The sequence below is a fragment of the Nostoc sp. UIC 10607 genome, from assembly GCF_047228265.1.
Lineage (GTDB): Bacteria > Cyanobacteriota > Cyanobacteriia > Cyanobacteriales > Nostocaceae > Nostoc > Nostoc foliaceum_A.
In genome coordinates this window covers 1-19,055 of record NZ_JBIQNW010000065.1, presented here as the reverse complement: position 1 = coordinate 19,055, position 19,055 = coordinate 1, and the positions used below count along the sequence as shown (strand labels likewise).

The window sequence follows — 19,055 nt, the reverse complement described above, 5'->3', positions numbered from 1 at the left end:
TCTCTACAAATTAATTATCTGTCCGTAAAACTAATTAAATTGCAGGGTTGAAATTTTTTGCAATCCAAAATTAAATACTTAAAATTGGCACAGTCTATTGCTTAATCGCAAAAAACAAGGGAAAAATGAGTAACCTGATTCTAGTTGTAGACGACGACAATTTAATGCGATCGCATCTGTGTGAGCAATTGACAGAAGCAGGGTATCAGGTGGTAGAAGCGAGTAACGGTTTAGAGGCGATCGCTACCTATACTCGCCTCCACCCAGATATAGTACTGTTGGATATCATGATGCCAGTGATGGATGGGTTTAGCTGCTGCGCTCAACTGCAAGCACTCCCCGATGGCAAAGAGACACCAGTGTTAATGATTACTAGTTTTTCTGATCAGGCAACCGTAGAAAAAGCTTTTGCTGTGGGTGCAACTGACTTTATTACCAAGCCGATTCAATGGCCAATATTGCGTCAAAGATTGCGCCGGATTCTGGAAGGTAGTCGGGCTGTGCAGGAATTACGACAGCAAACTGCACAGGCACAATTGCGGGAAGCACAACTCACGATCGCATTAGATGCTGCTCGCATGGGCATCTGGAACTGGGATCTGCTGACGAACAAAATTTCTTGGTCAGATAATCTGGAAGCACTTTTTGGCTTAGAGAAAGGGATTTTCAACTACACCTATGAAGCTTTCATCTGCTGCATTCATGCCCACGATCGCGATTTTGTCAGGCGATCGCATCAGCAAGCTATTCGGGATGGAGTCAAATATAACATCGAATTTCGAGTTGTTTTACCCGATGGGAGAATTCGTGTTTTAGCCAGCAAAGGAGTTGCCTTTAAAGATGCATCTGGGGTGGCTGTGCAAATGTCTGGGGTATACATGGACATCACCAAGCGCAAGCAAGCCGAGGAGGCGCTAGAAGTTCGTGCTAACCAGCAAGCGATGGTTGCAGAACTAAGTCAACTGGCCCTAGCTAGTACAGACTTGACTACACTGATGAACTCATGTGTAACAATCGTCGCCCAATGCCTAAAAGTTCAGTCTTGCAAAATTTTGGAACTACTGCCAGATGATCATAGATTGCTGTTACGCGCCGGAGTCGGTTGGCAACCTGGACTTGTGGGAAAGGCAACCGTTAGCGCGGGGATAAATTCTCAAGCTGGCTACACCCTGCTTTCCAAAGAACCGGTGATTGTTAATGACCTGAGCGCCGAAACACGATTCAATGGGCCACCACTCTTACATGAGCATCAAGTGGTCAGCGGTATTAGCGTAGTTATTCATGGCAAAGAGCGTCCTTTTGGTGTGTTCGGGGCACACACAACCAGACACCATACCTTCACCAAAGATGATATTTCTTTTCTCCAAGCTGTTGCCAATGTTCTAGCTACAGCCATTGAGCGCCAACATGTGGAAGACGCACTCAAAGAAAGTGAAGAACGCTGTCAGTTAGCCGTGCAGGGCAATAATGATGGCATTTGGGACTGGGATGTTAAAAATGATCAAGTTTTTTTCTCAACTCGCTGGAAGCAAATGCTTGGTTACGAAGAACATGAGATTTCCAATCATTTAGACGAATGGGCTACACGAGTGCATCCAGATGATATCGGATTTGTCAGACAAGCGATCGCCGATCACTTTGCTAAAGTTACCCCGTTTTTCATCAGCGAACATCGAGTCCGGTGTAAAGATAACACCTATAAATGGGTTTTGGATCGTGGTCAGGCAGTATGGGATAAAGATGATGTAGTGCGGATGACAAGTTGCTATACAGATATCACCGAACGCAAACTGGCAGAAGAACAACTGCGTCAGAGCGAAGAACGTTTCCAAATAGTCGCCCATGCTACCAATGATCTTTTATGGGACTGGGATTTGCTGACTAATGAGGTGTGGTGGAATCAAGCTTTACAAACGCTCTTTGGTTACTCAAAAGAGGAAATAACATTCACTGCTCATTGGTGGAGTGAACACATACATCCAGACGACAGGCAGAGAATCGCCACCCAAGCATATGCACTAATAAATAGTGGTGAAAAATTCTGGCTAAATGAATACCGCTTTCGCCGCAGTGATGGTTCTTATGCCTACGTCTTTGATCGCGGTTATGTCGTCCATGACAAAACAGGCAAACCAGTGCGGATGATGGGCGCGATGATGGATATTACCGAACGGCAAGCCGTACTACGCGATCGCAATCGGGTACAAGCAGAATTAGAACGCCAAAACTTGCGATCGCAATTGTTCGCTAATATCACCCTGAAAATTCGTCAGTCTTTACAAATCGATGATATTCTTCAAACCAGTGTCATAGAGGTGCAAAAGCTACTGCTTGCCGACCGTGTACTAATCTTGCGCCTACAGCCAAATGGCTCTTTTCTCGCTGTTCAAGAGGCAGTAGTTCCCGGTTTGCCTGTTGTGCTGGGGCAGCAAATTACCGACTCTTGCTTTCGCAACGATTACATCGAGCAGTACCGCCAAGGGCGAATTAGTTCTATTAACAATATACAAGAAGCTAATATCCAACCTTGCCACGTCGAATTGCTGCAACGATTCGCCGTTAGAGCTAACCTTGTAGTCCCAATTTTCCTCAAAAATCAACTGTGGGGGCTATTAATTGCCCATCAGTGCGCCCATCCCCGCCAGTGGACTAACTCGGAAATTGAACTTTTGCAACAGCTAGCAGATCAAATAGGCATTGCCTCAGCTCAAAGCCTAATTTTAGAACAAGAAACTCGGCAACGGCAAGAACTCACCCGTTCCAATGAAGAACTAAAACAATTTGCATTTGTTGCCTCCCACGATTTGCAAGAGCCACTGCGTAAGATTAAAACTTTTGGCGATCGGCTCAAAACGACCTGTGGCGACACATTAACCGAACAGGGGCGTGACTATCTAGAACGAATGCAGAATGCTACATCGAGAATGCAGACATTAATTGAAGACTTGTTAACACTTTCACGAGTTACTACCAGAGCACAGCCTTTTGTATCAGTAAATCTCACAAAAATTGCCCAAGAGGTAGTATCTGATTTAGAAATTTATATCCAGCAAACTGGAGGAACTGTAGAAATAGGAGAGTTACCCACCATTAAAGCTGATCCTTTACAGATGCGTCAATTATTGCAAAACCTCATTGGTAACGCTCTCAAATTCCACCGCCCACAAATACCACCTATTATTAGAATCTATAGTACAATTTTAAAGAATCAAGCAGATAACAACATATCTGCTAATTCTGAACTTTGTCAAATCATCGTAGAAGATAATGGTATTGGCTTTGATGAAAAATATCTTGATCGCATTTTTAATGTTTTTCAACGTTTGCACAGTAGCATTGAATACGAAGGTACTGGCATAGGTTTAGCGATCTGCCGGAAAATTATTGAGCGTCATCATGGAAATATCACAGCCCAAAGCCAACCTGGGCAAGGAGCGAAATTTATGATCGCATTGTCAGTTGATTCCCACTCTTAATTTTTCTTCCTGGGGAGGGATTAATATTAGACCCCAAAATTAGCTTAATTGTACAATTGCAACCCTGTAATTTGTAGGACTTATGCATTGTACAAATTTGCCATGATGTTAAGTATTAATGAGATTCGATTATTTCAGGCTATTGGCAACACTACCACAGGGCTTTCTCGTTATCATAACGAAAAAATAAAACTTTCATATCTAAAGATTTAAATTGCATATTTGATGCTTTCTGTCAACGTAAGAGTTGCCATCTGTACCGGGTTAATAACTTGATTCATAATAATAAACCAATGCAAAGGAGACGATGCATAGTGAAGGGTCGACAAACAAATGTCACGATTTTAATGGCTGATGACGATGAAGATGACGGCATCTTGGTTCGTGAGGCGCTGGCAGAAAGTCAATTGCCAATTGAACTATACATCGTCAGAAATGGTGAAGAGTTGATGGATTATCTATATCATCGGGGTCGATATGCTCACACCAGCAGTTCACCGCATCCGGGTTTGATTTTATTAGATTTGAATATGCCAAGAATTGGCGGTCTTGAGGTGCTCAAAGAGATAAAAACTGACCCACAACTACGGCGAATTCCAGTTGTAGTACTGTCAACATCACGAATAGAAGAAGATATATATAATACTTACCATTTTGGTGCCAACTCTTTTATCACAAAGCCAGTGGCTTTTGCCTCATTTGTTGAGGTCATGAAGACTCTAGTGAAATACTGGTTTGAAATTGTGAAGCTACCACTAGAAGCAGTGGGAGAAAAACATGGACAACAGCACCATCAAAGTTCTGTTCATTGATGATGACGAAGACGACTATATTTTGACTCGTTATTGGTTCAGTGAATTTCAGGTAGCAAACTGCGAACTGGAATGGGTAAATAATTATGAAGCAGCAAGGAATGCGATCGCTCGCCACCAACATGACATTTATCTTGTAGACTACCGTTTAGGGCCACACAATGGACTGGAACTTTTGCGCGAAGCAATTGCCAACGGCTGTTGTTCTCCAATAATTTTGCTGACAGGTCAGGGCGACTGGGAAATAGATATCGAAGCGATGAAAGCCGGAGCCGCAGATTACCTAGAAAAAAGCCAGTTGACTGCACCTTTATTAGAGCGTTCTATCCGCTATGCCATTGAGCGCAAGCAAACAGAACAGAAAATCCGCGAACAAGCCGCTTTACTAGATGTTGCCACCGATGCAATTTTTGTATGTGATTTAGACGATAAAATTTTATTTTGGAACAAAGCTGCTGAAAGTCTGTACGGTTGGAAAAAAGAAGCAGCTATTAATAAGAAGACACGAGTTCTCTGGCATGAAAAACATGTGTCTCAAGTTCAAGAAGCACTCAGTATTTTGATGCAAAATGGTTCTTGGGAGGGCGAACTACAACAAAAAACAAAATCAGGTAAAGAAATTATTGTTGAAAGCCGTTGGACACTGGTACATGAATTCGGTAATAAAGCACAATCTATTCTCGTTGTTAACACTGATATTACACAGAAAAAACAACTAGAAGCACAATTTCTCCGCGCCCAGCGATTAGAAAGTATTGGCACCTTAGCCAGTGGTATCGCCCACGACCTGAATAATGTTCTTGCCCCGATTTTGATGACAGCGCAACTGTTAGAGTCACAAGTTAATGATGAGCGTTCTCGGCGACTGTTACCAATATTGATCACAAATGCAAAACGTGGGGCAAGCTTAGTTAAGCAAGTATTATCTTTTACCCGTGGGCTGGAAGGCGATCGCACAGTCTTACAATTAAAGCATTTAATAATTGAAATTCAGCAAATTATGAGAGAAACTTTTCCCAAATCCATTGAAGTTTCCACTCAAATTCCGCAAAATCTTTGGACTGTAATTGGCGATGCTACCCAACTGCATCAAGTACTGATGAATTTGTGCGTTAATGCTCGTGATGCTATGCCAAATGGTGGAACTTTAAAAATATTGGCGGAAAATCTCTTTATTGATGAAAATTATGCCAACATGCATATTGAAGCTAAAGTTGGCCACCACATTGTGATTACTGTTAGTGATGGCGGAATTGGTATTAAATCAGAAATATTAGATCGGATATTTGAGCCGTTTTTTACTACTAAAGAACTTGGTAAAGGTACTGGTCTTGGTTTGTCTACAGTACTTGGCATTATTAAAAGCCACGGTGGTTTTATCGACGTATCTAGTAAACAGGGAAAAGGTAGCCAATTTAAGGTGTATTTACCAGCACAAGAGGCGGCGGAAACTGTAGAAGAACAAGAACAGGGATTACCTTCAGGGCAAGGAGAATTAATTTTAGTTGTTGATGATGAAGCTGCCATTCGAGATGTGACAAAAACATCTCTAGAAAGCCATAATTACAAAGCAATCACAGCTAGTGATGGCATTGAAGCAATAGCCTTATATGCAGAACATCGAGATGAAATATCTCTTGTATTAACTGATATGGTTATGCCGTCTATGGATGGGATAACTACTATCCGCACCCTGCGAAAAATTAACCCAGATGTAAAAATTATTGCTGTTAGTGGATTGAGTTCGACTGATAAAGTTAATACAGCTTATGACATGGGCATCAAAGCCTTTTTATCCAAGCCTTATACAGCTAGCCAATTATTGCAAACTATTAGCACCGTTAAAAAGAGTTAGGAGTTGGGGGTTGGGTATTGGTATTGATAATTACTAATTTGTCAAAATTGAGAGTTATAATTTAGTAACTCCTAACTCATAACTTTTAAATATTTGATTACCCATGATGAAGGATGAAGTACTAGCGGCTAATGCAGCTTTTTATCGTGCTTTTGAAAGAAAAGATATTGAGATAATGAGTGCAGTATGGTCACAAGGAACTGGTAGTTTTTGCATTCATCCTGGAAGTAATATACTGCGAGGTTGGAAAGAAATTCGCACCTCTTGGGAGCAGATATTTAAAAACACTGCTTATATCGAAATAAACACTGATATAATTGCTACAGAAATAATGGATAATATTGCCTACATTGTACTTAGAGAAAATGTGTTCCAAGTAGTAGGTGGGAGAAGACTTGAAGCACAATCAACAGCTACAAATGTATTTCATTTTCTTGGTGGGAAGTGGTATTTAGTTCATCATCACGGTAGCCCAATTTTGCGGTGAGGAAGTGGGGGATAGGGGAGGAAGGGAAGAAATTAATCACTTATGACTAATGACTAATCAACTCTACTGCATCTCGTCCATCGCAATTTTGTAAGTAAACTTTGACAACTTCTTCTTTAGCAGTAGGCAACTTCTTGCCAATAAAATCTGGATGAATTGGTAATTCTCGATGACCCCTATCTACTAACACAGCTAAACGAATCACCTCTGGTCTACCGTAGTCGTTGACTGCATTTAAAGCAGCGCGAATCGTCCGTCCCTTGAAAATCACATCATCCACCAGTACAACTGTTTTTCCCGTAAGATCAAAAGGAATTTCGCTTTTCGTTGGAGTCCGCAATCCAATTTTGTCGAGGTCATCTCGATAAAATGTAATGTCCAAAGCGCCGACTGACACGGCTACACCTTCCAGCGTCTCAATTTGACGCGCCAACAACTCGGCTAATAAAGCGCCTCTGGTATAAATACCAAGAAGTACCAGTTGAGACAAATCACGTGTCCTTTCCACAATTTGAGAGGCAAGACGAGTCAAGGTACGACGGATTTCTTCGGATGAGAGAATTTCAACTACTTTGGCAGACATAGCGAGTGATAAGTTAGGGGTGATGAGTTAAGAGTTAGGAGTTTTGATTATTTAACATTTATCTTTATCGATTGGGGAGTATTAAGAATATAGCGATCGCTATTCCTAACCATAGCAAAGAACAATATCGAGTCAGCTGTAAAGCATTCTGAATGGAAGTTACAGTAATGGGATAAATAGCATCTCCTAGCAGTGGTTTGTACTTAGCTGTCCCGCGATACCAATTTGTACCCCCCATCTGCACACCCAAGAAAGCAGCATAGGCGCACTCACTCCAGCCAGAATTGGGACTAGGGTCATTAATTGCATCCCGACGACAAATTCGCCAAACATGCATCGGTTTACCAGATAACAGCGCCACAGTCACAACTGTTAACCGACAAGGTAGCCAAGTTAAACAATCTTCCAACCGCGCACAAAACCATCCCAAATAAGTATAGGGTGCTTCTCGGTAGCCCACCATTGAATCAAGGGTACTACTGGCTTTGTATGCTAAAGCCAAGGGAGTTGGCCCCACGATTGGTATAAAGATACCAACAATTGCATAAAAAAGCGGAGCCATCACCCCATCGGTAGCATTTTCTGCAACCGTTTCTAAAACGGCTCGCAAAATTTCTGCTTGTGAAAGCTTTTGTGTATCTCGACCAACGTAATTACTTAAAACTTTACGAGCCTTCTCTAAATCTCCCGCTGTTAAAGGTTCTAAAACAGCCACCGCTGCTGTTCGCAAACTTCTGCCAGCAAAACAACTAGCCAAAAGAATGCTATCTATTGCAATTCCCAATAACGGATGAACCCATCTGGCACTTTGAATAATCAAAAAGCCAACAAGACCGCTACCAATTATTAGGATAAGACCTAGTGCAATTCCAGCTAGGCGTTGTGTTAGAGAATTTTGACACAATTGGAGAAAAAATTTCGTCAAGTGAGAAATTGCCCACCCCATAATTTGCACTGGATGAGGCCAATTCCAAGGATCGCCAATTAAGTAATCTAAAAGTGCAGCAATTATTAAGATATAGATGCTTTTAGTCATAAGTTACGAGTCAAGGGTTAAGAATCAAGGGTCAATATTTGGACTATTGACTCTTGACTAAACCACAAAACTAGCTTCTTCCCCAAGGGAAGCTTGCCAGCTACGAGCATCGTAATAAAGGTCTGCCAAAGTAATACTGTACAAAGCTTCTTTGAGCTTTTGGTTGAGTCTCTGCCAAAGGCTAAATGTTACCCAATCTTCAGCTTGTGCAGGTGCTGGGGTGTGATGGGGTAAATGGCTAGTCTCGCCAACTGCTTCTAAAATTTGTCCTATAGATATTTGTGCAGGCTCTCTTGCTAATTGGTATCCGCCGATGCTACCACGAATTGATTTTACTAAAGACGCACGACGCATTTCTATTAGTAGTTTTTCGAGGTAAGGAGCTGGGATATCTTGGCGTTTAGCGATCGCTCTCACAGATACTGGGCCATATTTTGGCTGTAAACTCAAATCTAGCAGTGCCTTCACACTGTAGTGTCCTCTGGTAGTTAGTTTCATTTTGGCCAGCTTGATTGTTTGATTTTTTGTCCTTAGTCATTTGTAAATAACCAATGACTAAGGATCAGTTTTACTTATCATTCTGTGACTCAGTTATCATCCTCAGCAAGTAAACGACTTTTTGAGCGTTAGTTTAGAAAACTTAAAACTTGTATAGTTTAGCAGTGATTCACTAACTATATATATATAGTTATCAGCATTGCCAGCATTATCTAAAATAGATTGTCTTGGCAATATTGGTAATGGCATAACAATTGTGCCTATGAGTGTAATATACTTGGCTAGGTTGAGATAAAAACTAAAGGATTATGTTCCTATTAGCTCAACCTCAGCTAAAATAAAATCGATTCAAACACTTCAAACATTCATTTTCGACCTAAGTTGATGCCTAAACAGAAAAAAATTGAACCCCTACTCGGTGAAGAACTGCTCAAAAAAGTTAAAGAGCTAGAGAGCGAGAGCAAAGAAGACAAAGCCAAGAAGTGCGGCTACTATACCGTTACCAAAAATGGTATAGAGCGCGTCAATATGATGAAGTTCTTAAATGCCCTAATTGATGCCGAAGGCATTCAGTTGGACAGTACACCCAGTGCTAATGGGCGCGGTGGACGTAGTGCTAGCTATAGAATTAGTGTGCAATCGAATGGTAACTTACTTATAGGTTCAGCTTATACAAAACAGATGAATCTGAAACCAGGAGATGAGTTTCTGATCACTTTAGGCAAAAAGCACATTCGTCTGAGACAGGTAGACCCAGAAGATCGGGAAGATGATGAAACCATAGAAGCCACTGCTTAATAAATAGTCATTAGTCAATTGTCATTTGTGAAACCAATGACTAATGACCAATGACTAATGACTAATGACTAATAACTATATCTGTGGTGGGTAAGACTGGTAAATAGTGGCGAAGTGCCTTGCGCGTAACTGCTAAATTGCAGGTTAGTGCAATTTGCTCTCTTTCTAGTAAACCCAAAATGCGATCAGGTTTGTCTCGTGCTACCACTGGTAATTGATGCAAACCTCGAAGACTCATGCGGTCTAGAGCTTCAGATAATAGTTCATCCTGCCATGCATAAAGGATTTCAGTAGTACAAATGTCTATGAGAGTTTGACTCGATAAATTATCTGGAATTTCAGTTAAGGAATTTGGGTAAGTTTGCCAAATAGCAAGGGCACGGTTAATATCTTCAAGAGAAAGTATACCAACTAATTGCTCTGCTTCATCAATTACTAAAGCACTGCGGACGCGATCGCGGATCATTTCTACAGCTGCATCTAATACTCCAAGGGTTGCAGGTAATTTTTTTGGGCAGGGATACATCGCATCTTCTACCAAAATTTGCTGCACAATTTCCGCTTGTTCATCTTTCAATTCCGAAAGACCAATCTGTTGTAAGTTAGAGTTAGAGTTAAAAGTTGGTTTAATCCTTTCCACTAGCCAAACACTCAAACCCACAGCTGCCATCAAAGGTAAAACAATGCGATAGTCGCGGGTTAATTCAAACAGCATTAAAATAGCCGTTAACGGTGCTCTGACACTAGCAGCTAGTACTGCTGCCATTCCCACCATTGCGTAAGCTGGGGGAGCCGCCATTTGATCGCAAATTGTCGGGAATGCCACAGCCAAAATTTTGGCGTAAGCCGAGCCAAAAGAAGCACCTAAAAACATTGCTGGTGCAAACAAACCGCCGATAAAACCACTACCTGTACTAATTGCAGTCATCAGTAGCTTCACGACCAACAGCACCACTAACAGGTAGAGTGGAAACTCCACATCCTGAAGCATTGCTTCTACAGTTTCATAACCGACACCCAAAATTTGCGGGAAGTGCAAAGCAACTGCGCCAATCATCACACCGCCAATAATTGGATGAATCGGCTGAGGAATTCGTCCCAAAACTTCAAATCCTGGAACCTTTCCAGCAAAGCAGGCTTTTGCTCCCCGAATTGATTGAGTATAAGCCAGAGAAACTAGGCTGGCCCCTAAACCCAAGCCAAGATAAAGGGGTAATTCCAAAGGACTGAGGACTTGGTAAGCAGGTAAATCAAAAGCTGGTTGTGCCCCCAAACCAATTTGGGCAATTAGTGCTGCTACCACCGCCGCTAGCAGTACCACACTCACAGCAGAAGTAGCGAAAGATGTCGCTCCCATCACCACCTCTAGGGCAAAAAATACTCCAGCGATGGGAGCATTAAATCCAGCCGCAAGTCCAGCCGCCGCGCCAGCACCTAAAAGCAAACGTTGTCGTTCTTGAGATACATTCAGGATCACAGAGAACAACATCCCAAAATTTGCGCCAATTTCTACACTCGGCCCCTCTGGCCCCAAAGAAGCACCGCTTCCCAAAGAAACAGATGCAGCCAGCATCTTCGTAACTGGTCGTAGTGGTCGCTTAATCTCTGTTCCCTGAGAAGCGGCAATGAGAGATGAAAGTCCAGGGCCAAAGTCTTGAGTGCGCCAGCGCATCAAGCCAACGATTAATCCGCCAAGGGTCGGAACGCAGGCTAAAGTCCAAGCACCCCAGACACCGATTTGACCCATTAAATTTTCCAGCATCAGCTGGTGAATCAACTGGATTAAATAGTGAAAGGTGACTACACCCATACCTGTACCACCGCCAATGAGCATGGCTAAAAACAGGACAACGGTTTCTGGGGATGGTTGAAAACGATTAATGAGGTGAGCTAAACGAGCGGAAGGTGTAGGAAAGGCAGGTTGTTCCGTTACCTTCCTCAGTTGAGTGGGAGGCAAGAGAGTCATTGAGAGGCGGGGTAAATGTAAGAAAAAATTTAAATTTTTATCTGTTACTTCTCATTGTGAGCCATTATTTAGCAACCAGACAAGTAGACTTTATTTGCTTGATTTACAAACCTTTAGCAAAAAATGTCATTGTGCAAAATTTTTGTGGGGAGAATGGTTAAATGGGAGACAATTGTTATTTGAGGGTCAACTATAGCTAGTAGGGTGCGAGTGAGCGCCAACGCTATTCTTTCTAGAGATAACAAAGTTTTTGTCGGCTGGGTGGACGCACCCGCAAACATTAACAAGGAGTCATCCTTGCCGAAATCTAGTTATACTCGTGTTGCGACCATTGAGCCATCTTTGGTAGTAATACAATGTATGTGTGATTTATGGCTGATTTCAGACCACACATTGATCCCAATTCAATATAGCTATTGTTATAGAGCGAGTAAATGGACTAGGCGGACGAGGTAAATGAATATACACACCTTTGATAATCATTATGTTACTTGCCCAATTTGCCAAAGAAATGCTACGCCCAAACCAGTTAAAACTCGCATGGGCTTGTTTTGCTGTCCCTATTGCCAGGAACGGCTAGTAGTTTGCCAAAGCGGCCATTATGTCCGCGATCCGTTTACTTGGAGACAATTGATGATGTCTTCGGCGCTACGTCGGCAAAGCCGACCTTTAGCTAGGATTATCAGAGATTTTGTCTTGCTCAAGCGTCCTATGGTAGCCTTGGCTGTAGGAAGTGCCATTTTCTTTAGTGCGATCGCCCTGACTCAAGAAAGGACAAACTACGATAACCAAATTTTTCCCACAACAGAGAAAGTTAATAAACCAGAAAACAAAACTCAGTAAATGGAATACCTTGGTATAAATCAAATCTTACTTTGATTTTTGTAATATTATAACTAAATACTTCTATGAAACCGTGTCTTATTCGCCCCAAATAGGACACGGTTTTAAATCATGTCCGCTTAAAGTAATTCGAGTGTGAGCAAGGAGACAAAATTTTATTTATGGTGATTGAGCGATTTAAGGACGGTAAAGCTAAAAAGATATACCACCGATTTCGAGAGAAAGGCCGCATGATGCCTGAAGGTTTGAAATACTTTGATAGCTGGGTTGAGGTCAACTATGATCGTTGCTTTCAGGCGTTCGGCTCTGACTCAATGTCTAATTAGAGGCAGCAGCCCCTAATCAGCCAGAGCATTATGAACGAGAGAATAAGTAAGATCCCTGATGTCTTAAGTTAAGTTGACACTTGAAATAATCTTGCTGAAAAACGGGAAGACTATGGTTACTCCCTAATGGGCAAATTTCCATGAAAATCCTGAACAGCAAAATGCTCAAAAAATCTCTACTTAACTGTCTGATTTTGCCTTTTTCTCTAGTGCCCGCGATGTGCGTGGGAACGCTTTTTGATTCTCAAGCCAATGCTTTACCAGGGCAAAGTACAGAGGAAGTAGGCACCTGGATTAAAGCACATCCCACACTCCGTCCCAGAAGTGGGGAGCAATTATTTGTGCAAAAGAGTGATACTGCTGCCCAACGTTTCACTTTTCAAGCGTCGGTATTGCCTCCCGGTAGGGTGGAGTTTTCTAAAGACCGTGGCAGAATTCGGAGTGAGCGAATTTCTATGTATGATGCCATTAACGGGATGACATTTGCCCGTCTCCAAGAATCCTTGCGGGTGATTTATGGCTTGGAGATTTATCAAGACTACGATCGCGCCCAAGTCGTTTATCAGTATTCCAACCAGAAGGTAGTTAACTCGGCGCGTCTTGCTAAAACTCCAATTCGGGAAGCTTTAAAGGGAGAATTACGAGTAGGCGATCGCTATGTATATTGGGTGGAAATTGCCCAACCCAAGACTGGCAAAGCTTTTACCGGTCAAATGACAGTTTTGCTCAAAACTGACCTCGATAAGTTAGAAAATGAACTGCAAGTTCGTTAATGGGCGTTGGGCATTAGTCATTCTCCCCCTGCCCTAATCATCCCTTCTCATTTAAATATTACTGAATTGGTGTTCTATAGCTTCCCCAATCCCATAGGAGCGAGGGTCTGCCATATACCCGAAAAGATACTTTCAGATGCTAAGGAAATTCGTAATAAATCTTCCTTCAGTAGTGGTGGCCAATCTATCCCGGCTTTACGCCCTGCGGCAAATAGCTGTTGCGCCTTAATGCTTAACTGATAAAGGGCCAAAGCCAGTTCTCGGTCTAGGCTCTTTGCATCTTTGAGGGCTTCAAACACCACTTTCAATGCCAACAAAATTGAAGTGATCTGACCGGGTACCGGTGGTTTCCCCTGTTTCATACGCGTTAACAGCGCATCTGGGTTTTCCTCGGTTGTAATTGTCTGATCTATGAGGAGTTTCCGAGCTGTTTCGTAATTCATGTAGTCAGTTTAGCGTACATTTTGCTTCAGCAGGAATACCTAATTAAAAAGTCATAAAACTGGCTTTTAGTTATTTATAGCAATCTCATTTGATTTGTGAAAAGATAAACTTGGAGAAAATGATGCGGGATTTGCGATACTCTAGTTAACCAGATAGACTTACATATAATATCTTTGAAAAATATGCCCTGCTTGGAATCAGAAGCAAAATGATATCACCGAATTTACTAGAAATTGAGCGCTCCGTCCGTGCCTTGTCTGTAGAAGAACAACTTTGGCTGCTAGAAAGTATTGCTCGACAAATCCGAGAAAGTGAGTATAAAAAAGATAATTTGGCTGATGTGGAAAATTCAGAAGGCCAACTGGACGTGATAGCTAATGAAGTAAATATTCCAACAGAAATTGCTGCTATAACTGATGAATTTGCGATTTCAGAAATTCTCTGATCTGGAAAAGTAAAAATTATGAGTTTGGTAGATTTAAAAAGTCAAATATACAAGTTATCGGTGAGCGATCGCTTAAAATTGCTGATTGCGTTGGCGAAGCCTTGCCGAAGGCATCGTCTGTTGACAGCAACGCGATCATAAAAAGCAGCTTCTAAATTGATCATCTGTGCTATTTGGCTGTAATAGCGATCGCAATCATCAGATTATTACCGCTATAGTTAATTTGGGAATTTTGATGGAAAGTTAACATTAAATTATAAATTGGCTCTATTTGACGATATATAGTTGCCAATCAATAAGTAGCATAGATAACTTTCGCATTTAGTCTTGTAGATTGATTTTTGTTTCATTAGTCTTTACGATTAAACCCCATCATGATACGTCAGCGGGGTAAATACGCTTCTATGATGTTGCTGATTAATAGGGCAATAGGGACGATCTCGGAAAAACAACTGATCAAGGGTGCTCATTACATTGTTTGAAGTTATGTAGCCTTTTGATTACGGCCTATCAACCACTGCGGTAAACTATGCGTTGATTATGATTCTTTCGCAGAGAAGAACACTCGGAAGGAGCGGCTTTTTCAATGTCTCATACCGTAAAAATCTACGATACCTGCATTGGCTGTACCCAATGCGTCCGCGCTTGCCCTACTGATGTACTAGAGATGGTTCCTTGGGATGGCTGTAAAGCTGCTCAAATTGCCTCTTCACCCCGTACAGAAGACTGCGTGGGCTGTAAGCGCTGCGAAACCGCTTGTCCCACTGACTTTTTGAGCATCCGGGTTTACCTGGGCGCTGAAACAACTCGCAGTATGGGTCTGGCTTACTAAAAAGCTCAGTGCTGAGTCACCGAACTCCTGATCGCGATGCAGGTCTACTGCCCAACCGTTCTTCCAGAACTGTTGCCTTGTCTCCCTCGGACTCAAGGAAGAGGCGCAAGCCTTTGCACCTCTTTGCAGTGATACAGACCATCGAAGAAAGCCTCCGTTCAGAGTTCTCGCTGAGTTCTGAGTCTTGAGTCCTGAGGCAAAAGAAGTAAATCAAAAAAATAATTTCTTGATTCTTCACTCAGCACTCAGAACTCAGAACTCAGTGTTCAAGAATTTTAAAGTTTCTTTATAGCAAGCATCTTTAGCAATACCTAGTGGTAAAGGGAGTCAATTACTCCCTTTTTTCTTTGCAAAACGTCGAGTTTGTGGTAAACACTATACTGGATTTAATCATCCTGAAAAAAAGTGGTGTGAACAATGTGCGGAATCGTTGGATATATAGGCACTCAAGCGGCGACAGACATTTTATTAGCTGGGCTGGAAAAACTAGAGTACAGGGGCTACGATTCGGCTGGAATTGCCACTGTTTGGGAAGGTGAGGTTAATTGTGTGCGGGCAAAGGGCAAACTGCATAACCTGCGTTCTAAACTGGAACTAATAGAAACTCCCGCTCAAATTGGTATTGGTCACACACGCTGGGCAACTCATGGTAAACCAGAAGAGTACAACGCCCATCCCCATTTGGATACGGCAAAGCGAGTGGCGGTAGTCCAAAATGGCATTATCGAAAATTACCGCGAATTACGCGAGGAACTCAAAGTAAAAGGACACGAATTTCGCTCTGAAACCGATACCGAAGTCATTCCCCATCTCATAGCCGAATTTTTAAAGGATCTTCCCCCCTCTTCTCCCTCATCTGCCTCATCTCCCTTCCTAGAGGCAATTCGTCAAGCCGTTAACCACTTGCGCGGGGCGTTTGCACTTGCAGTTATTTCTGCTGACTACCCCGATGAATTGATTGTTGTTCGCCAACAAGCACCTTTGGTCATTGGTTTTGGTCAAGGGGAGTTCTTTTGTGCATCTGATACGCCTGCGATCGTTGCCTACACCCGTGCAGTGCTACCTTTAGAAAATGGCGAAATTGCCCGTCTCACACCTTTGGGCGTTGAGATTTACAATTTTGCTGGCGACAGGCTGAAAAAACAACCCCGGCTACTCAACTTCAATCCTGCAATGGTAGAAAAGCAGGGATTCAAACACTTCATGCTCAAAGAAATTCATGAGCAACCAGGGGTAGTAAGAGCTAGTTTAGAAGCATACTTTAATCCAGCCGAATCTATAGAATCACCAATCAATCTTGGTTTACCTACGGATTTATATACCGATTTAGAACAAATTCAAATCCTCGCCTGTGGTACCAGTTGGCACGCAGCATTAATCGGAAAATATTTAATCGAACAATTAGCAGGAATTTCAACTCAGGTGCATTACGCTTCTGAGTATCGCTATGCACCATCACCCCTAACGGCTAACACGTTGATCATTGGTGTTACCCAATCAGGCGAAACCGCTGATACCCTAGCAGCTTTGGCGATGGAAAAAGAACGTCGCCAAGGAAAAGAACCCAAATATCAAGCGCGACTACTAGGCATTACTAATCGCCCCGAAAGCAGCCTTGGTGATATGGTACCGCATATCATCAGTACTCTAGCGGGAATTGAAATTGGGGTAGCGGCGACAAAAACTTTTACCGCCCAACTGATGGCATTTTATGCTTTGGCATTGGATTTAGCTGCTCGTCGCCAGACAGTTTCAAAAGATACATTAGAGAAAATTATTAATGGGTTGCGGCAGATTCCCAAAGAAATTGAGGCAACTTTAGAAACTCAGGAACGTTTAACTGAACAGCTAGCCCATGAATTTGCTGAAACCAAAGATTTCATTTTTATAGGTAGGGGAATTAACTTTCCTATTGCTTTGGAAGGGGCGTTGAAATTAAAAGAAATCAGCTACATTCACGCCGAAGGGTATCCAGCGGGAGAAATGAAACATGGCCCGATCGCACTTTTAGATGCGAAAGTACCAGTAGTTGCGATCGCAATTCCTGGTAGTGTGTACGAAAAAGTTATTTCTAATGCTCAAGAAGCCAAAGCCAGAGATTCTCGGTTAATTGGCGTTACTCCTGTCAACGACGGCGAAGCTGCGGAAATCTTTAACGATCTTCTTCCTGTCTCTCATGTAGAAGAATTACTTTCTCCGATTTTGACAGTAGTTCCTTTGCAATTATTGGCTTATCATATTGCCGCCCGTCGCGGTTTGGATGTCGATCAACCAAGAAATTTGGCCAAGTCTGTAACGGTGGAATAACGGTGGAATAGTTTATTAATAGAGGTAGTAGCGTCTAAGCGCTACTACAAATTTTTTGAGGACTACCTCAAAAAAACCCTTTATTTAAAAGTAGCGCGATGACACAGACAACTACAGAGCGTTTATACTCTTTTGAAGAATATCTTACTTATGACGATGGTACTGATAGCCGTTATGAATTGGTGGATGGAAAACTAGAACGCATGAATCCACCAACTTTTAGACATTTACTGATTTCTGACTTTATTCAAGAGAACTTTAAGGCAGAAATCAATCGCTTGAGTTTACCTTGGCTATGCTTTAGAGAGGCAGGGGTAAGAACGGGATGGCGAAAGTCAAGATTGCCTGATGTTTATGTTGTCACGGCTGAACAGGTGATGGAATTCCTTGATGAATCTGCTGTTTGTCAGTCTGCGCCGATGTTAGTAGTGGAAGTTGTCAGTCCTGATTCAGTGAAACGCGATTATCGGTATAAACGTTCTGAATATGCAGCATTGGAGATTCCTGAATATTGGATTGTAGATCCAATAGAGTCAAAAATTACAATTTTATTGTTGTCAGAGGGATTGTACGAGGAAAAAGAGTTTAGCGGAAGTCAGCAAATTGTGTCTGCAACCTTTTCGGAAATTGTGCTTACAGTTGAACAAGTTTTAGCTGCGGGTAATGTTGGTTAGAAAATAGTGATGCTTAGAGGATGTTTTAAAAGTGGTTGGCTGTGATTTTAATAGAATGATTACCCCCCTTAATCCCCCCTTGCAAAGGGGGGAAACCGGAAATCTAGTTCCCTCCCTTCTTCCAGGTTTTCCACTTCACTTTTGTAACTTGCAAAGGAGGGAAGCCGGAAATCTAGTTCCCTCCCTTCTTCCAGGTTTTCCACTTCACTTTTGTAACTTGCAAAGGGGGGAAAAAAGAAATCTAGTTCCCTCCCTTCTTCCAGGTTTTCCACTTCACTTTTGTAACTTGCAAAGGGGGGAAGCCAGAAATCTAGTTCCCTCCCCTTTGCAAGGGGAGGGTTAGGGTGGGGTAATCTTCCGCAATTGACAAACCGTTTGTGCAATCATTGCGATCGCACCTTCCAACTCTTGATAAACCTGTTGATTTGTAAACCTTAAAAAACAAGTCCCTTTAGATTCAAGAAAACATTGTCGTTCATAATCATAAACCTGCACTCCTTCTTGAAAATGGCTATCACCATCAATTTCTATAGCAAGTTTTAATTCAGGACAATAAAAATCCACAACAAATACATCAATACTGTACTGTCTACGAAATTTGCAACCATCAATTTGCCGATTTTTCAACCTTTCCCACAAAATCTTTTCAGCAGATGGCATATTATTACGGAGCGATCGTCTTTTTTCTTTCTCCGAGGTTTTGTTATAAAGCTCTGTCATAAAATCTTGATTTTTGGTAATTCCAAATTACCCCCCTTAATCCCCCCTTGCAAAGGGGGGAAAAAAGAAATTTAGTTCCCTCCGCTTTGCAAGGGGAGGGTTAGGGTCTGACAGGTGTAGGTTTTTTACACAGGTGTGAGTATTCATTAGTATTGCTGTAAAGATAGGTATGAAACCAGG

Annotated in this window: 19 protein-coding genes; 12 read left to right on the top strand and 7 right to left on the bottom strand. The window is 42.1% G+C overall.

Annotation, left to right across the window (positions count from 1 at the left end; translation table 11 throughout):
* Nucleotides 1–125: 125 nt before the first annotated feature.
* From ACEYW6_RS30385 to ACEYW6_RS30370, 4 genes are all read left to right on the top strand, one after another.
* On the top strand, nucleotides 126–3,476 hold the full coding sequence (locus tag ACEYW6_RS30385) for a PAS domain-containing protein (RefSeq protein WP_412982700.1): 3,351 nt from the start codon (nucleotides 126–128) through the stop codon (nucleotides 3,474–3,476).
* Nucleotides 3,477–3,790: 314 nt separating this feature from the next.
* A complete protein-coding gene (locus tag ACEYW6_RS30380) occupies nucleotides 3,791–4,288 on the top strand; it encodes a response regulator (protein WP_412982699.1) in 498 nt (165 codons plus the stop codon).
* The gene (locus ACEYW6_RS30375) at nucleotides 4,254–6,143 is read left to right on the top strand and encodes a response regulator (protein WP_412982698.1); all 1,890 of its coding nucleotides are present in this window, start codon (nucleotides 4,254–4,256) and stop codon (nucleotides 6,141–6,143) included. Before ACEYW6_RS30380 ends, ACEYW6_RS30375 begins: the two co-directional genes overlap by 35 nt.
* Before the next feature lie 103 nt (nucleotides 6,144–6,246).
* On the top strand, nucleotides 6,247–6,630 hold the full coding sequence (locus tag ACEYW6_RS30370; protein WP_412982697.1) for a nuclear transport factor 2 family protein: 384 nt from the start codon (nucleotides 6,247–6,249) through the stop codon (nucleotides 6,628–6,630).
* A gap of 46 nt (nucleotides 6,631–6,676) precedes the next feature.
* On the opposite strand, the gene pyrR is transcribed toward ACEYW6_RS30370, so the two are convergent.
* The 3 genes from pyrR to ACEYW6_RS30355 form a co-directional block, all read right to left on the bottom strand.
* Nucleotides 6,677–7,213: a bifunctional pyr operon transcriptional regulator/uracil phosphoribosyltransferase PyrR gene (pyrR, locus tag ACEYW6_RS30365; protein ID WP_412982696.1), complete on the bottom strand. Its 537-nt coding sequence runs from the start codon at nucleotides 7,211–7,213 to the stop codon at nucleotides 6,677–6,679.
* A gap of 64 nt (nucleotides 7,214–7,277) precedes the next feature.
* Nucleotides 7,278–8,249, bottom strand: a complete 972-nt coding sequence (gene cbiB / locus ACEYW6_RS30360; RefSeq protein ID WP_412982695.1) for an adenosylcobinamide-phosphate synthase CbiB — start codon at nucleotides 8,247–8,249, stop codon at nucleotides 7,278–7,280.
* Nucleotides 8,250–8,306: 57 nt separating this feature from the next.
* On the bottom strand, nucleotides 8,307–8,747 hold the full coding sequence (locus tag ACEYW6_RS30355; RefSeq protein ID WP_196513467.1) for an Rrf2 family transcriptional regulator: 441 nt from the start codon (nucleotides 8,745–8,747) through the stop codon (nucleotides 8,307–8,309).
* A gap of 384 nt (nucleotides 8,748–9,131) precedes the next feature.
* Here ACEYW6_RS30355 and ACEYW6_RS30350 point away from each other — a divergent pair, with 384 nt between their 5' ends.
* Nucleotides 9,132–9,545, top strand: coding sequence for an AbrB family transcriptional regulator (locus tag ACEYW6_RS30350; protein WP_190895699.1), 414 nt, complete (start codon nucleotides 9,132–9,134; stop codon nucleotides 9,543–9,545).
* Between the two features lie 61 nt (nucleotides 9,546–9,606).
* On the opposite strand, the gene ACEYW6_RS30345 is transcribed toward ACEYW6_RS30350, so the two are convergent.
* Nucleotides 9,607–11,511 (bottom strand): chloride channel protein, encoded by a 1,905-nt coding sequence (locus tag ACEYW6_RS30345; protein ID WP_412982694.1) that lies wholly within the window; start codon nucleotides 11,509–11,511, stop codon nucleotides 9,607–9,609.
* Between the two features lie 456 nt (nucleotides 11,512–11,967).
* On the opposite strand from ACEYW6_RS30345, the gene ACEYW6_RS30340 reads away from it, so the two are divergent.
* The 3 genes from ACEYW6_RS30340 to ACEYW6_RS30330 all read left to right on the top strand — a co-directional run bounded on the left by ACEYW6_RS30340 (nucleotide 11,968) and on the right by ACEYW6_RS30330 (nucleotide 13,453).
* Nucleotides 11,968–12,354 carry a hypothetical protein gene (locus tag ACEYW6_RS30340; RefSeq protein ID WP_190895697.1) on the top strand — a complete coding sequence of 129 codons (387 nt, stop codon included), beginning with the start codon at nucleotides 11,968–11,970 and terminating at the stop codon, nucleotides 12,352–12,354.
* Nucleotides 12,355–12,515: 161 nt separating this feature from the next.
* Complete coding sequence (locus ACEYW6_RS30335; protein ID WP_412982693.1) at nucleotides 12,516–12,680, top strand: DUF3303 domain-containing protein; 165 nt, start codon at nucleotides 12,516–12,518, stop codon at nucleotides 12,678–12,680.
* Nucleotides 12,681–12,841: 161 nt separating this feature from the next.
* Nucleotides 12,842–13,453, top strand: a complete 612-nt coding sequence (locus ACEYW6_RS30330; protein ID WP_412982710.1) for a hypothetical protein — start codon at nucleotides 12,842–12,844, stop codon at nucleotides 13,451–13,453.
* Nucleotides 13,454–13,527: 74 nt separating this feature from the next.
* On the opposite strand, the gene ACEYW6_RS30325 is transcribed toward ACEYW6_RS30330, so the two are convergent.
* A complete protein-coding gene (locus ACEYW6_RS30325; RefSeq protein ID WP_196513473.1) occupies nucleotides 13,528–13,896 on the bottom strand; it encodes a Dethiobiotin synthetase in 369 nt (122 codons plus the stop codon).
* A gap of 209 nt (nucleotides 13,897–14,105) precedes the next feature.
* On the opposite strand from ACEYW6_RS30325, the gene ACEYW6_RS30320 reads away from it, so the two are divergent.
* Nucleotides 14,106–14,342, top strand: a complete 237-nt coding sequence (locus ACEYW6_RS30320; RefSeq protein WP_412982692.1) for a hypothetical protein — start codon at nucleotides 14,106–14,108, stop codon at nucleotides 14,340–14,342.
* A gap of 41 nt (nucleotides 14,343–14,383) precedes the next feature.
* Here ACEYW6_RS30320 and ACEYW6_RS30315 read toward each other — a convergent pair whose 3' ends face one another.
* Nucleotides 14,384–14,506 carry a hypothetical protein gene (locus ACEYW6_RS30315; protein ID WP_277926771.1) on the bottom strand — a complete coding sequence of 41 codons (123 nt, stop codon included), beginning with the start codon at nucleotides 14,504–14,506 and terminating at the stop codon, nucleotides 14,384–14,386.
* Between the two features lie 422 nt (nucleotides 14,507–14,928).
* Here ACEYW6_RS30315 and psaC point away from each other — a divergent pair, with 422 nt between their 5' ends.
* From psaC to ACEYW6_RS30300, 3 genes are all read left to right on the top strand, one after another.
* On the top strand, nucleotides 14,929–15,174 hold the full coding sequence (psaC, locus tag ACEYW6_RS30310; protein WP_012411495.1) for a photosystem I iron-sulfur center protein PsaC: 246 nt from the start codon (nucleotides 14,929–14,931) through the stop codon (nucleotides 15,172–15,174).
* A 417-nt stretch (nucleotides 15,175–15,591) separates the two neighbouring features.
* Nucleotides 15,592–17,481 carry a glutamine--fructose-6-phosphate transaminase (isomerizing) gene (gene glmS, locus ACEYW6_RS30305; RefSeq protein WP_412982691.1) on the top strand — a complete coding sequence of 630 codons (1,890 nt, stop codon included), beginning with the start codon at nucleotides 15,592–15,594 and terminating at the stop codon, nucleotides 17,479–17,481.
* Nucleotides 17,482–17,579: 98 nt separating this feature from the next.
* A complete protein-coding gene (locus ACEYW6_RS30300; RefSeq protein WP_412982690.1) occupies nucleotides 17,580–18,155 on the top strand; it encodes a Uma2 family endonuclease in 576 nt (191 codons plus the stop codon).
* Between the two features lie 339 nt (nucleotides 18,156–18,494).
* Here the strand turns inward: ACEYW6_RS30300 and ACEYW6_RS30295 are convergent, their stop codons facing one another.
* Nucleotides 18,495–18,875, bottom strand: a complete 381-nt coding sequence (locus tag ACEYW6_RS30295; protein ID WP_412982689.1) for an endonuclease domain-containing protein — start codon at nucleotides 18,873–18,875, stop codon at nucleotides 18,495–18,497.
* Between the last annotated feature and the right edge of the window lie 180 nt (nucleotides 18,876–19,055).

Bases quoted from the DNA above. Each gene is read 5' to 3' on its own strand.
- ACEYW6_RS30385 (WP_412982700.1), top strand. From the start codon at position 126: ATGAGTAACCTGATTCTAGTTGTAGACGACGACAATTTAATGCGATCG.
- ACEYW6_RS30375 (WP_412982698.1), top strand. From the start codon at position 4,254: ATGGACAACAGCACCATCAAAGTTCTGTTCATTGATGATGACGAAGAC.
- ACEYW6_RS30370 (WP_412982697.1), top strand. From the start codon at position 6,247: ATGATGAAGGATGAAGTACTAGCGGCTAATGCAGCTTTTTATCGTGCT.
- pyrR (WP_412982696.1), bottom strand. From the start codon at position 7,213: ATGTCTGCCAAAGTAGTTGAAATTCTCTCATCCGAAGAAATCCGTCGT.
- cbiB (WP_412982695.1), bottom strand. From the start codon at position 8,249: ATGACTAAAAGCATCTATATCTTAATAATTGCTGCACTTTTAGATTAC.
- ACEYW6_RS30355 (WP_196513467.1), bottom strand. From the start codon at position 8,747: ATGAAACTAACTACCAGAGGACACTACAGTGTGAAGGCACTGCTAGAT.
- ACEYW6_RS30350 (WP_190895699.1), top strand. From the start codon at position 9,132: ATGCCTAAACAGAAAAAAATTGAACCCCTACTCGGTGAAGAACTGCTC.
- ACEYW6_RS30345 (WP_412982694.1), bottom strand. From the start codon at position 11,511: ATGACTCTCTTGCCTCCCACTCAACTGAGGAAGGTAACGGAACAACCT.
- ACEYW6_RS30340 (WP_190895697.1), top strand. From the start codon at position 11,968: ATGAATATACACACCTTTGATAATCATTATGTTACTTGCCCAATTTGC.
- ACEYW6_RS30335 (WP_412982693.1), top strand. From the start codon at position 12,516: ATGGTGATTGAGCGATTTAAGGACGGTAAAGCTAAAAAGATATACCAC.
- ACEYW6_RS30330 (WP_412982710.1), top strand. From the start codon at position 12,842: ATGCTCAAAAAATCTCTACTTAACTGTCTGATTTTGCCTTTTTCTCTA.
- ACEYW6_RS30325 (WP_196513473.1), bottom strand. From the start codon at position 13,896: ATGAATTACGAAACAGCTCGGAAACTCCTCATAGATCAGACAATTACA.
- ACEYW6_RS30320 (WP_412982692.1), top strand. From the start codon at position 14,106: ATGATATCACCGAATTTACTAGAAATTGAGCGCTCCGTCCGTGCCTTG.
- ACEYW6_RS30315 (WP_277926771.1), bottom strand. From the start codon at position 14,506: ATGATCAATTTAGAAGCTGCTTTTTATGATCGCGTTGCTGTCAACAGA.
- psaC (WP_012411495.1), top strand. From the start codon at position 14,929: ATGTCTCATACCGTAAAAATCTACGATACCTGCATTGGCTGTACCCAA.
- glmS (WP_412982691.1), top strand. From the start codon at position 15,592: ATGTGCGGAATCGTTGGATATATAGGCACTCAAGCGGCGACAGACATT.
- ACEYW6_RS30300 (WP_412982690.1), top strand. From the start codon at position 17,580: ATGACACAGACAACTACAGAGCGTTTATACTCTTTTGAAGAATATCTT.
- ACEYW6_RS30295 (WP_412982689.1), bottom strand. From the start codon at position 18,875: ATGACAGAGCTTTATAACAAAACCTCGGAGAAAGAAAAAAGACGATCG.